Below are 10,280 nucleotides of genomic sequence, written 5' to 3'. Positions count from 1 at the left end.
GATGGAAGCCCCACAAGAAGGCTTTGATCTGGACTGGCGCGAAGCCTGCGCCCTGCTCGGATGCAGCCAGTCCCATTTCTACAACCTCGTGAATGCCGGGGGCATCCCCGCCGTACGAAACGGCAGAAGGAAAGGCTTCCGGGTCCGGCGCGAGGACTGCCTGCGTTACCTGACCGGCTGGCGTGAGCCGGAAGGGTTTGGCGATACGCTTTCGGGGCAGCATCCCGAGAGCTAAATGCATACAAAATACACATCAAGGGCTTGACGTATCCGCCCTAAATGCGTATTAAATACACATCGGAACCAAGGAGGCACCGGATGACGAGCAAAGAGGTCATCAAGCGGCTGAAAGAGGATGGTTGGATTGAGGTTATCCCCCGGACGCCCGGAAGCCACAGGCACTTCCGGCACCCCACAAAGCCCGGAAAGACCACGGTTCCCGACCCGAAAAAGGAAATCCCGCTCCCCACCCTCAAGAGCATCGAAAAGCAAAGCGGCCTGAAACTTCGTTGATCCACGGCAGGGGGTCCCCCCGCCAACCCCATATATTCGAGGTGTGTATGGCTCACCACTACATCGCACAGTTTTTGCCGCAGGAAGACGGCACGTTCTGCGTATTCTTCCCGGATCTGGAAGGTTGCAACACCTTCGGCGACACGCTGCAGGAAGCCTTTGAAGCGGCACAGGACGCGGCCACCGGCTGGCTCGAGGTCGAGGCGGATCGCGGCACGCCCCTTCCGGCCCCTTCCAGTCTGGCTGCGGCCAAGGCCAAGGCCGAAGCGCACTGCCGCGAGCTTGAAATCGACGTCCCGGAAGGCACCTTGTACCAGCTCGTCCCCGTCGACCCCCAGCCGGAAAAGCCCGTGCGCGTGAATATGACCTTCGCGCCCCGCGTGCTCCGGCTCATCGACAGGGCTGCGGAAGAGGAAGGCATGACCCGCTCCGGGTTCCTTGCGGCGGCAGCCAAGGCGTACGTCCGCAATCAGGCCAACGCATAAAAAAAGGCCGGGAGAAATCCCGGCCTTCGTCATGGTCATATGTTACGCACTTACTCCCAATCCCTTGTCCCGGATAGATGTGAGCAGACGCAATGCCGATCGGCCCGGCTTCTTGATGCCGCGTTCCCAACCGGAAACCAAGTTTTTGGAGACGTTCAGATAAAGGACAAAGACAGGCTGCGAAACGCTTTCCCGTTCACGGATAATACGAATTTCCGTTGGAAGTAAAGATTTCGACAGGGCTCAGGCATGACTCGTCGAATTCGCATATGGTTTTTTTGTCGATCTCATCATGCCGATGCAGGTCTTTAGCCAATTCGTGGATGGCGGCGGACAAATCGCCATTATAATGTCTGGTCATGTGTGCCTTCCTAGAGTTCTTCAAATGGGCCGTCTTCCAACATTCCCTGCTGCTTCTCTTCCGTAATGTTGAGCAGGACGGGGGGGAATTTTTTCAGGTCCGCACATAATTTTATATTAAGCTATATTATCTGGAAAAAATATCTGTTGTATTTCTTTTTCAATTTCTTTTTTTATATTTTCCACTTCTTCTAATACATTACTATAAGTTTTATATACATGTTCTTCACGATGCGCAAACATATCTCTTAGCCTTATATCATAATCATTTATATTTTCTCTCATTTTTTTTAGATATTAAATTAAACTTTTCTTTGATCTTTGGAGAAACAAATACAGAATTTTTCTCTAAGTATTCAACACAGTTATTATAATATTCTTTTGTTTTAACCAATGAAATCCAGTTCAATAATATTTGTATTTCTTTTTGCTTATCATTACTTTTTAATATGCGATCTTTTTGAGACTCTGTTATACCGTCAATATCGTCAATATATTCATTCAACTCTATAAAACTCATTGAACTAACATCAGGGTATGTTTTAAATGCCTTCATACTATTTTGAAAATTATAAAATAAATCTATAAAGTGACTCCATAATTCTCTAAGTACTTTTGTTTCTATTTTTGAATATGAAGATTTTTTATAATATAATATATTAAGATTTATTTTATACTCTTCTATTTCCTTATTTAATATAGATTTATAAAATTCAATCTCTTTATTCACTGAACTTTGGATCTTCTTATCATACCATTTGACACCAAACGCTAAAAATACGCTATTTATTATAGTTAGTAGAGCCAACCAGTTATCTGAAAAAAAAGCTGTAACTTGCTCAACCATACCACTCCTCCCCCTTTCAGTATGTTTGACTCCATCTTGCCTCCCCTGCACTCTTTTGACAAGCGTTCCGATGGAGACCGCCTGCTCATAGTTGCGGCCATCCACAATAAGGCCAACATCTAAAGCTATCCGCCCGCAGGAACTTGCCTTCCTTCCGGCAAATAGCTATCTGACCAACCAAGAAGGGCGGCAAGTGCGCAAACACCTACCGCCCCGGCAGACTTGGAGAGTTTGCCGAAGACTTCTTTCCGGTTAGGTCTTAACCAGATTCAGCCCCGGCAGTGTTCCTAGCACTGCCGGGGCCACTTTTTTTAGTTCTTCGTGGTGAAAAACCAATCAATCAAGCGGTTGAGGTTGTAAAAGCAACGCCGCCAGCCCTTTTGCCTTTCCCCATCCTTTCCGTTGACCGCCTTGCGCTAAAATGTTTACCGTATATCCATCAATCTATGAGGAGAGGCTCTCATGAATGAATTCCAGAAAAGGGCGTTGGATTTGCTGGATGAGCTGCTGGCGGCACCTGTAACGAAGCGTTTTACCCGGTTGCTTCCTTGCCCCCAGAGCGACAGCGGAGCTATTGAAAAAGGGCTGAGAGACCTGCCGTGGTCGGAGGGGTGGGCCTTCGACGTACAAGACAGCATGGCAAGCCGTCTGGATATCCTGTATACGCCGCGCTCCGTGCAGGGCCAAAAGACAGCGCTGTGGACACAGGGAAAGAATTTTGATTTTTCAAACACGACCTTTCATGGACAGGGGGAACATGCAGGAACGGCGTTGCAGGTGCTTGAATGGCGGTTGAAAAAAGGCGATGCGCCGTCATCGGGAGTCGTGTCTGTGTACAGCATAGAGGGTGAGCGATATGAGTTCAAACGGAGCGAACAGATGATGGATGTGGAATTGCTCCGGGTTCTCATCTCCGGCCTCGGGGAGGTGGACCATGCATGAGCAGCAAACCATCTCTCGTGAAGACCCCATGTTTGACCATGTTGAGTCGATAGATTTTTCGGCGACCTTCTGTTTTACTGGAGAATTCGCCTTTGGGGACCGCAAGGCCTGCGAACAGGCCACGGCCCAGCTCGGGGCCACGGTCAAGCCGCGCCCCGTGAAGACGGGGAAATGTTACGTCGTCGTGGGCACGCTCTCCAATCCGCAGTGGCGCAGCAAGAGTTCGGGGAGCAAGATAGACGGAGCCATTGCAAGCAGGGCGGCGGGATGTAAGACCTTCATCATCTATGAGGACGACTGGGCCGAGGCGTTGCTGGATTGCCAAAAGGCCAGAGGCATTCAGCCCGCCCCGAGGTTCGCCCCGCCCCGGCCCGTCAAGAACGTCTACTTCCTGATGCCGCCGCAGGACCTTCCCACGCTGCGTCTCGCCATTGAAAACGCCGGGGCCAAAGTCCGCGCCCGCTTTTCTCCAAACGTGGACTGCCTTGTGGTGCCGGATGGCGTATCTTTGACGGAAGAAGGACTTTATTGCTTCCCGAATGTAGGGCCTGATACGGTCGGGGGGCTTCTTGATGCGGTGAGTGATGGGCGGGCTGTTGGTGAGGAAACGTTTAGAGAATGTTTTATATAGTAAGTTTTCATGAAATTACGCCCCATAGGAAACATAAAAAATCTATGGGGCGTAAGTATTATATTTAATCCCATCCATATGTTATTCTATCATAATAACACACTACTTTTCCAAAATTAGTTAAGGCCACCTTGGTTGAAGCAGTATCTACTTCTGACTGTAAACTATTATGTACCTCTATAAGGTAATCTAATAATAGTTTTTTGTCTTTTTCTTCAATAGATCTGCCAAGCATAGGGATTATATTTAATGCGTAATATTTATTTTGTTTTTCTTTTGAATGTTCTATAATGCCAGTTATGTTTTTTTTGCCTATACTTTTGAAATCATCTATATACTTTTGGTTATTTGATGAATATTTATTTATTTTGTGTTTTGTATTTATGTCAGAATAATTTGATAAATATTTTATTTTTATACATTTTTTAAACAATTCATAAAGATTCTTATCTTGAATATCTTGATTACTATTTATACCGATCAATTTTAAATATTTATATATTGGAACAAATACTGAATCCCTCAAAAGTAATTTCATTGTTCTTTCTATAATTAAATTTGCATTGTAATTCTTATTATTTAATAACACATCCTCAAGTATTTCTTTTCTTTCAATACAATCATATCCTTTTTCTGAAAATTTACTAACACCAAAACCAACTAAAAATTCTATATCTGAATTTTTTTCAATTTTATCTGCGTCTATAAGTTGTATATTTTTTGTTGGTTTTCCTGTTAAAGTTAATTGATAAAGCTGCTCTTTAAACATTCTAAATAAATTTACAGGTATTTTTCTCTCTGATTTAATAAGTGTATATACTTCTCCGAAATCATCTGTTTTAATACACCAATATGGAACGCTTGTACTTTCATAAGTCAATATTGACTCTGTACATGTTTTGCTATCTGATTTTGCTCTCTCTAGAAATATCAAATTTCCTTTTATTTTTTCAATATTATCACGGCAACATAGGCAAACATCTTTAATAATATTTTGTATATGCTTGTCACTAATACTATATCCTATAAACACTATTGGCCTTTCAATAAAAGAACTAATAAGTTTGGATACAATATATTTATTTCTATCTTCAAATTCCTTATAATCTTCTGAAGTTATTACAATATTATGCGGATCATTTACACTTCCATGTATTTTATATATTTCTCCTATAAATTGCGGATTGTTTTGTATTAACTCCCCTTGACCGATAAAAGTTTTAAAATCCGAGAATATATCTTCTAGAAATGTATCATAATTTGTTGTTATTATTCCATCTACACTCGCGCTTTTTAATTTTTCTATTTCATTACCAAGTTTATAACCTTCCTTTTTTGCAGTTTCTTGTTTTTGTTTTATTATTTCTGATACATAAAATTTGTATGCATCTGTATTTGATCTAAATAATTTTTTATTTTTTCAATAAAATATGATAATTTTTTATCTGACCAAACCTCATTTTGAAAATCTAATGCTAGTGTCAAAGCTACTTTTGGGAGATCTTCAGACGCTGTGCTATAATAATATTCAAAAGGTTTCATATTCTCAAGACAGGTTGATTCTAAAAGTCCTTTAAAATCATCAAGCCCCAAATGACGTCGGGAAAATCCACTCCCAATAAATAAAAAAGGTGGATTTTTACCTTGAAACAGTGCTCTAACTTTAGTAATAAAATTGGATTCTGGCATAAGTCCATCCTTATTTATACGTTTTTCCTCCTCTTGACACCTCCTCTCCCTTTTGGCAAGCTCCTCACAGGTGCTACAAACACCATACCTGCGACGGTGGCCGCGTTCCGTTCATAACGTGGTTTTATTATGCCCAACATCCAGCCGAGTTTCACGATAGCGGTGGATGAAAAGGGTCTATCGGAGAATTCAAGCTCCGGGTGTGGACTAATACAATACCTCGCAAGGGGGAATACGTCCGCTGCTTCGCAGGCAGTTTGTAGCACCCGGAGTTTTTTGCGTTCTGCTGACTCCGAAATACAAAAAAACTGCGAGTTTCATCATGTCAGCTATCGTGAGCCTTTCCCGCCCCGGCCTGTGCGCCGGTCGTCTGCCGTTGCAGCTGCTGATTTCCAAGCTCCTCCGTTTTGGGGAGCATACCGCGGCTGCCTCCCTCCAGTCCCTCCCCCTCGCCTATCAGCGTCGCGTGCGCTGGACCTTGTGCGGCACCTTCCTGACCGTGGAGGTGGCGTAATGCGCAAGGAACTCCCCTTCACTCCCCCTGTCCTCAAGTCTCAGGAAACGCTTCGGCAGATGTGCCTTGATCTCGACGACGCCTATTTTCTCGCCATAATGGTTTCCGAGCATCTGCGCCTGTTGAATGACGCGCGCAAGGATTTCGTCGGCTGCGAAGGGATGATCGTCGCCCTCGACGAACTTGCCGCCAATCTGGACAACGTCCGCTCCACCCTCTGCCCAAAGGAGGTGGAGTGATGGCCCTCCGCTCGATTGACCAGCGGTACTGGACGGACCCGTATGTGGAGTCCCTGAGCGCGACCGAAAAGCTCGTCTACATCCACCTGTTTTCCAGCGCCCACACCAACCTCGTGGGCGTGTTTCAGGCGTCCCGGCGCATGATCGCCTTCCAGACCGCCTGCCCCGGCCCGGACGTGGACGCCGCGCTGGAACGCTTCCGGCGGGACGGCAAGGCCATCGTCGACGGCGGCGAGGTGTGGCTGGCCAGCTACATCCGGCACCAGTGCACGTCCTCCCCGAAGATGGTGGCGGCCATGCGCGGCCAGCTCGCCAAGGTCGAATCCGACGCCATCCGCATAGCCATCATCGAACGCTACCCGCACATCATGGAGGCTCCCGGCCCCCGGCCGCCCGTCCAGCGTTGCCTGTTGGATACGGTATCGGTACTCTCCCGATACAAGAGAGAAGAAAAAGAAAAGATATCAGCGGGCGCTGCGCCTGTGGAAGGCGCGCCCGCGAAGGCCCCGGAGAGCAGCCCCGCCCCGCTGGTCGTCTCCGACGAGGTGGCCCGCATCCTTCAGCGGGATTTCCCGGAAGTGGACTATGGCAAGCAGATCGCCAGAGCCCGGAACTGGTGCGTGCTGCGCGGGCAGGCCATCCGAAACGTCCTGCTCTTTCTCCGAAAGTGGTTCGCCAACGCCGCCAAGCCCCCAAAAAACGACAGGCCCCAAACGAGCACCCCGAAACCGGCGCTCCCGGCGCAGCGCCCCTGCCCGCCCGATACGGCGTTCAAGGTGCCCACGGAAGCCGAGCTTGAGGAAAACCGCCTCCGCGGGCTGGCGGTGATGGCCAAATATTGGGGAAAACAGCAAGCGGCCCTCGCCTGATGCGTTTCTATGCCTAGAAAAAACGGCACGCTGAGGGTGTGTCAGCGTGCCGTAGCGATTACTCTGTGTAAGGCTCTTGAGCTCGTTGTTGAAGCTGTTCAACGTCCTCTTTCCGGGCAAGGACATGCATCTTTCGATGACAATTCGGACAGAGGGCAACGGTATTGGACAAACTATCCTCTCCCCCTGCGGAGAGCCATATCACGTGGTGTACTTCCAAATACGGGGAGTGATCTTTCCGTGAAAACGGCGCCGGCTGCTGACACAGTTGGCACACGCCGTTGGCTCTACGCTGGGCGAGCTCACAAACATACGGGTTCCGCTGAAAGGCAACCGTCTTTGTTCTTTGAGAACCCGGTATCTTGGGGGCCGACTGCACACGTTTGCGCAGCTCCGCAACAGACAACTTTTTCGCCTGCTTCGCTTTATGCTGGGCAAGCTGCTCTAAAATAGCTGCCTTGACCGGTGGTGCTGCATTCAGGAGCTTGAGAGGAAAAATCCAGACCTTACGTTCTCTTCCCTCAACATCTTCTTGGATTTCTTGGTAAGGCTGCGCGCTGAGGTGCACTCTTCCTGTGTAGGTGTAGCGCTTTTCTTGGAATACTTCGAAAAGGTAAACGGCAACGCCGTTTTCGTTGGACAGATACAATGTTTTGTTTTGCATAAACGCTAGGCTTTGGTCCCCTATGGTTCCCATGCCTGTATAATGCAATACGTTTCCAATCCATCTATCGTCATAGAGGGATTTTACATGGTTGGAGACCAATACAAGGGATTCCGTCCTCTTTGAGTATCGCATTCCCCCTTGCGGCGAGCACATGAACTTCGCACACAATTGGTCGTTATCAAGCTCATCACCGGGGGTTAATCCTTCAAGAACCATGTCTCCTCCCTCTTACCGAGGCCGGGGTGCCCCGAACGCTCGACAGATTTGTTCTGAACGCATAGAGCCCTTGCCCCATGAACGATTTGGGCAGCAAATCGCGTGAATCCGTTTCATGGCGCCCTCTTTGTGTCCTATATTGGGTACACGTTACCGCTTGAGTCAATCTTTTTTCGCATTTTATTCCCCATATTCCCCACATTCCCCATATTCCCCATATTCGGCACGACACCGCAATTGGAAACGGCTAGATTGCGAGGCTATGAATGCCCGCACCTACCGGGGGTACACCCTCTCCGAAGCGCAGTCCGAGCTGCAAGTCTGGAAGGCCGCCAAGCGTTACGCCGCGGTCGGCAAGAGCTATACCGTCGGCACGCGAAGCCTCACCCGCTATGACCTTGGCGAGATCAACCGCGAGATCGCGTTTTTCTCGGACATCGTCGATACGCTGGGCGGGGCCTCGCGCGGCCCGGTCCGTGTGCAGGGGGTGGTCATCCGATGAGGACGATACGCACCCCCCGCAAGTTTGCCCGCTCCGCGCCCACGGGACAGGCCGAGGCGCGGATGGCTTCCCCCGTGGGCACCGCCAGCCCGATGCCCCGCCCTTCGCGGAACGCCGGGTCGTTCCGGGGCGGCATGTCCGGCTACCGCGTGCCCGGCGTCGCCACCACGGAGAACGCCGCGCAGGAGCGTGCGCTCATCCAGAGCCGTTCCGCCGACCTCACGGCGAACGACTGGGCGGCCTCCAGCGCCGTCAACGCCATCACGACCAACGCCGTGGGGCAGGGATTGCAGCCGCAATCCGATCTCGACTGGGAACGCCTCGGCATCTCAGAACAGGAAGCCTTGGAGCTGCAAGACGCCATCGAACGCGTCTGGGAAGACTGGGTGCCGACGGCTGACGTGCGCGGCATGATGCACTTCGGCGATCTGCAATACCTCGGCCTCCGGTCCATGCTCCGGCAGGGCGAGCTGCTGCATGTCCCGGTCATGGCCTGCGACCCGTTGCGCCCGCTCTCCCTCGCCATCCAGGCCGTCCACCCGACGCGGCTCATGACGCCCTCTGACAAACGCTTTTCCCCCTCCATCCGGGACGGGATTGAGTACGATGCGGCAGGCTCCCCCTCGGCCTACTGGCTCGCCACCCCGCCCCCGGCTTCTCTGGGGAGCTTCGTCTCCCCTTCCAGCCTGACCTCGCGGGACTTCACCCGCATCCCCGCGAGGATCGGGCACCGACCCGGCGTGTTCCATCTGTTCCGCCACCTTGATGAGGAGCAGGAGCGCGGCGTGCCAGTGCTCTCCCCGGGCATGAACCTGTTCCGGCACCTCTCCGACTCCCTCGACAACGAGCTGCTCTCGCAGGTCATCACCTCGAGCCTCACCATGTTCATCGAGCTGGACGAAGGCAACAACATCCTCCCCGACTACGTCCACGCCCGCAGGAAAAGCGCCTCCGAGCCGCCCCGCTACTACCAGAGCGTCGAGTCGGGCACCATCATGTACGGCAACCCCAACGAAAGGCCGCACATGCTCGAAACCTCGAGCCCGTCCCCGAACTTCGAGCAGTTCTGCCGCTTCGTCCTGCGCAGCATGGCCGCCTCCGTGGACATGCCCTACGAGGTCATCGCCAAGGACTTCTCCCAGACCAACTACTCTTCCGCCCGCGCCGCCATGCTTGAGGCGTGGAAGGTCTTCACGCTCTACCGCCAGTGGCTCGTGTCGCACTACTGCCAGCCCATTTTCCAGATGGTCATCGAGGAAGCGTGGCTGCGCGGCAAGCTGCAATTCCCGGCCAAGGCCCCGGACTTTTACGACGCCCCGCGCCTCTATTCCTCCGCGCTGTGGATCGGCCCCGCCCGCGGCTATGTCGACCCCGTCAAAGAAGTCAACGCCGTGTGCAAGGAAATCGACTACGGCCTCAAGACCCGCCGGGAAGCCCTCGCCGAACGCGGGCGCGATCTGGACAGCGTCGTGAAGCAGCGCAAGCGCGAAAGCTCGCTGTTCGCAGACCCCGCCACGGAAAAGGTGCAGTGACATGCATGAATCCCATCCCCTTTTTGCCGAGCTGATGACTGAGCGCCTCTGGGCCATCACGCCCGACGCCCTGTCGTCCCTCGACGCCATGCTTGCCTCCTCCAACGGCAAGGACACCGCACCCGCGCCCCGGGCCGCCGCCACCGCCTCTCATGGCGGCGGCCCCCTCCTCTACGCCGTGCGGGAAGGCGTGGCGATCATCGATATTTCCGGCACCATCCACCGTTACGGCGATCCCGAATGGGACGCCGTCGGCCACGACACCATCAAGCCG

At 51.3% G+C, this 10,280-nt stretch carries 17 protein-coding genes and 1 pseudogene; 11 read left to right on the top strand and 7 right to left on the bottom strand.

All coding sequences use genetic code 11. The features are described from left to right. The 3 genes from HMPREF0178_RS00325 to HMPREF0178_RS00315 all read left to right on the top strand — a co-directional run. On the top strand, positions 1-235 hold a 235-nt coding region (locus HMPREF0178_RS00325), incomplete at its 5' end, for a helix-turn-helix domain-containing protein (protein WP_009367909.1). Between the two features lie 83 nt (positions 236-318). Continuing rightward, positions 319-513 carry a type II toxin-antitoxin system HicA family toxin gene (locus HMPREF0178_RS00320; protein ID WP_009367908.1) on the top strand — a complete coding sequence of 65 codons (195 nt, stop codon included), beginning with the start codon at positions 319-321 and terminating at the stop codon, positions 511-513. 47 nt (positions 514-560) lie between these two features. Further along, positions 561-998: a type II toxin-antitoxin system HicB family antitoxin gene (locus HMPREF0178_RS00315; protein WP_009367907.1), complete on the top strand. Its 438-nt coding sequence runs from the start codon at positions 561-563 to the stop codon at positions 996-998. 196 nt (positions 999-1,194) lie between these two features. On the opposite strand, the gene HMPREF0178_RS22265 is transcribed toward HMPREF0178_RS00315, so the two are convergent. The 3 genes from HMPREF0178_RS22265 to HMPREF0178_RS00305 form a co-directional block, all read right to left on the bottom strand. Next, positions 1,195-1,359, bottom strand: a complete 165-nt coding sequence (locus HMPREF0178_RS22265) for a hypothetical protein (RefSeq protein ID WP_009367906.1) — start codon at positions 1,357-1,359, stop codon at positions 1,195-1,197. A gap of 116 nt (positions 1,360-1,475) precedes the next feature. Then, entirely contained in the window at positions 1,476-1,601 is a 126-nt protein-coding gene (locus HMPREF0178_RS22745) for a hypothetical protein (protein ID WP_255344652.1), read from the bottom strand. A 22-nt stretch (positions 1,602-1,623) separates the two neighbouring features. Further along, positions 1,624-2,205 (bottom strand): hypothetical protein, encoded by a 582-nt coding sequence (locus tag HMPREF0178_RS00305; protein WP_039958389.1) that lies wholly within the window; start codon positions 2,203-2,205, stop codon positions 1,624-1,626. 462 nt (positions 2,206-2,667) lie between these two features. Between HMPREF0178_RS00305 and HMPREF0178_RS00300 the strand changes: the two genes are divergently transcribed. Further along, entirely contained in the window at positions 2,668-3,147 is a 480-nt protein-coding gene (locus tag HMPREF0178_RS00300) for a hypothetical protein (protein ID WP_009367905.1), read from the top strand. Further along, positions 3,140-3,778, top strand: a complete 639-nt coding sequence (locus HMPREF0178_RS20265) for a hypothetical protein (RefSeq protein ID WP_009367904.1) — start codon at positions 3,140-3,142, stop codon at positions 3,776-3,778. Before HMPREF0178_RS00300 ends, HMPREF0178_RS20265 begins: the two co-directional genes overlap by 8 nt. Before the next feature lie 64 nt (positions 3,779-3,842). On the opposite strand, the gene HMPREF0178_RS22260 is transcribed toward HMPREF0178_RS20265, so the two are convergent. From HMPREF0178_RS22260 to HMPREF0178_RS21310, 3 genes and pseudogenes are all read right to left on the bottom strand, one after another. Continuing rightward, positions 3,843-4,658, bottom strand: coding sequence for a hypothetical protein (locus tag HMPREF0178_RS22260; protein WP_232281150.1), 816 nt, complete (start codon positions 4,656-4,658; stop codon positions 3,843-3,845). 105 nt (positions 4,659-4,763) lie between these two features. Then, positions 4,764-5,048 (bottom strand): annotated as a pseudogene (locus HMPREF0178_RS22940) (SIR2 family protein); the annotation flags it as partial. An 89-nt stretch (positions 5,049-5,137) separates the two neighbouring features. Then, positions 5,138-5,467 (bottom strand): hypothetical protein, encoded by a 330-nt coding sequence (locus HMPREF0178_RS21310; RefSeq protein ID WP_157134846.1) that lies wholly within the window; start codon positions 5,465-5,467, stop codon positions 5,138-5,140. Between the two features lie 322 nt (positions 5,468-5,789). On the opposite strand from HMPREF0178_RS21310, the gene HMPREF0178_RS00290 reads away from it, so the two are divergent. Genes HMPREF0178_RS00290 through HMPREF0178_RS00280 form a run of 3 tightly spaced genes read left to right on the top strand, consistent with a single transcriptional unit; the run spans position 5,790 to position 7,089 of the window. Continuing rightward, positions 5,790-5,981 carry a hypothetical protein gene (locus tag HMPREF0178_RS00290; RefSeq protein WP_009367902.1) on the top strand — a complete coding sequence of 64 codons (192 nt, stop codon included), beginning with the start codon at positions 5,790-5,792 and terminating at the stop codon, positions 5,979-5,981. Continuing rightward, positions 5,981-6,220 carry a hypothetical protein gene (locus HMPREF0178_RS00285; protein WP_009367901.1) on the top strand — a complete coding sequence of 80 codons (240 nt, stop codon included), beginning with the start codon at positions 5,981-5,983 and terminating at the stop codon, positions 6,218-6,220. The genes HMPREF0178_RS00290 and HMPREF0178_RS00285 overlap by 1 nt, the downstream gene beginning before the upstream one ends. Beyond that, on the top strand, positions 6,220-7,089 hold the full coding sequence (locus HMPREF0178_RS00280; RefSeq protein ID WP_009367900.1) for a hypothetical protein: 870 nt from the start codon (positions 6,220-6,222) through the stop codon (positions 7,087-7,089). Before HMPREF0178_RS00285 ends, HMPREF0178_RS00280 begins: the two co-directional genes overlap by 1 nt. Before the next feature lie 58 nt (positions 7,090-7,147). On the opposite strand, the gene HMPREF0178_RS00275 is transcribed toward HMPREF0178_RS00280, so the two are convergent. Beyond that, a complete protein-coding gene (locus HMPREF0178_RS00275; protein ID WP_009367899.1) occupies positions 7,148-7,972 on the bottom strand; it encodes an HNH endonuclease signature motif containing protein in 825 nt (274 codons plus the stop codon). A gap of 262 nt (positions 7,973-8,234) precedes the next feature. On the opposite strand from HMPREF0178_RS00275, the gene HMPREF0178_RS00270 reads away from it, so the two are divergent. The 3 genes from HMPREF0178_RS00270 to HMPREF0178_RS21785 form a co-directional block, all read left to right on the top strand. Beyond that, positions 8,235-8,474 (top strand): DUF6148 family protein, encoded by a 240-nt coding sequence (locus tag HMPREF0178_RS00270; RefSeq protein ID WP_009367898.1) that lies wholly within the window; start codon positions 8,235-8,237, stop codon positions 8,472-8,474. Next, positions 8,471-10,006, top strand: a complete 1,536-nt coding sequence (locus tag HMPREF0178_RS00265; protein ID WP_009367897.1) for a phage portal protein — start codon at positions 8,471-8,473, stop codon at positions 10,004-10,006. Before HMPREF0178_RS00270 ends, HMPREF0178_RS00265 begins: the two co-directional genes overlap by 4 nt. A 1-nt stretch (position 10,007) precedes the next feature. Further along, a partial coding sequence (locus tag HMPREF0178_RS21785) for a hypothetical protein (protein ID WP_009367896.1) occupies positions 10,008-10,280 on the top strand: 273 nt, incomplete at its 3' end.

It is taken from the genome of Bilophila sp. 4_1_30 (assembly GCF_000224655.1).
GTDB lineage: Bacteria > Desulfobacterota > Desulfovibrionia > Desulfovibrionales > Desulfovibrionaceae > Bilophila > Bilophila wadsworthia.
This window is presented reverse-complemented; position numbering and strand designations above follow the sequence as displayed.

Bases quoted from the DNA above. Each gene is read 5' to 3' on its own strand.
- HMPREF0178_RS00285 (WP_009367901.1), top strand. From the start codon at position 5,981: ATGCGCAAGGAACTCCCCTTCACTCCCCCTGTCCTCAAGTCTCAGGAA.
- HMPREF0178_RS00265 (WP_009367897.1), top strand. From the start codon at position 8,471: ATGAGGACGATACGCACCCCCCGCAAGTTTGCCCGCTCCGCGCCCACG.
- HMPREF0178_RS22265 (WP_009367906.1), bottom strand. From the start codon at position 1,359: ATGACCAGACATTATAATGGCGATTTGTCCGCCGCCATCCACGAATTG.
- HMPREF0178_RS00300 (WP_009367905.1), top strand. From the start codon at position 2,668: ATGAATGAATTCCAGAAAAGGGCGTTGGATTTGCTGGATGAGCTGCTG.
- HMPREF0178_RS00280 (WP_009367900.1), top strand. From the start codon at position 6,220: ATGGCCCTCCGCTCGATTGACCAGCGGTACTGGACGGACCCGTATGTG.
- HMPREF0178_RS00320 (WP_009367908.1), top strand. From the start codon at position 319: ATGACGAGCAAAGAGGTCATCAAGCGGCTGAAAGAGGATGGTTGGATT.
- HMPREF0178_RS22745 (WP_255344652.1), bottom strand. From the start codon at position 1,601: ATGTTTGCGCATCGTGAAGAACATGTATATAAAACTTATAGTAATGTA.
- HMPREF0178_RS00275 (WP_009367899.1), bottom strand. From the start codon at position 7,972: ATGGTTCTTGAAGGATTAACCCCCGGTGATGAGCTTGATAACGACCAA.
- HMPREF0178_RS00290 (WP_009367902.1), top strand. From the start codon at position 5,790: ATGTCAGCTATCGTGAGCCTTTCCCGCCCCGGCCTGTGCGCCGGTCGT.
- HMPREF0178_RS00270 (WP_009367898.1), top strand. From the start codon at position 8,235: ATGAATGCCCGCACCTACCGGGGGTACACCCTCTCCGAAGCGCAGTCC.
- HMPREF0178_RS00305 (WP_039958389.1), bottom strand. From the start codon at position 2,205: ATGGTTGAGCAAGTTACAGCTTTTTTTTCAGATAACTGGTTGGCTCTA.
- HMPREF0178_RS20265 (WP_009367904.1), top strand. From the start codon at position 3,140: ATGCATGAGCAGCAAACCATCTCTCGTGAAGACCCCATGTTTGACCAT.
- HMPREF0178_RS00315 (WP_009367907.1), top strand. From the start codon at position 561: ATGGCTCACCACTACATCGCACAGTTTTTGCCGCAGGAAGACGGCACG.
- HMPREF0178_RS21310 (WP_157134846.1), bottom strand. From the start codon at position 5,467: ATGCCAGAATCCAATTTTATTACTAAAGTTAGAGCACTGTTTCAAGGT.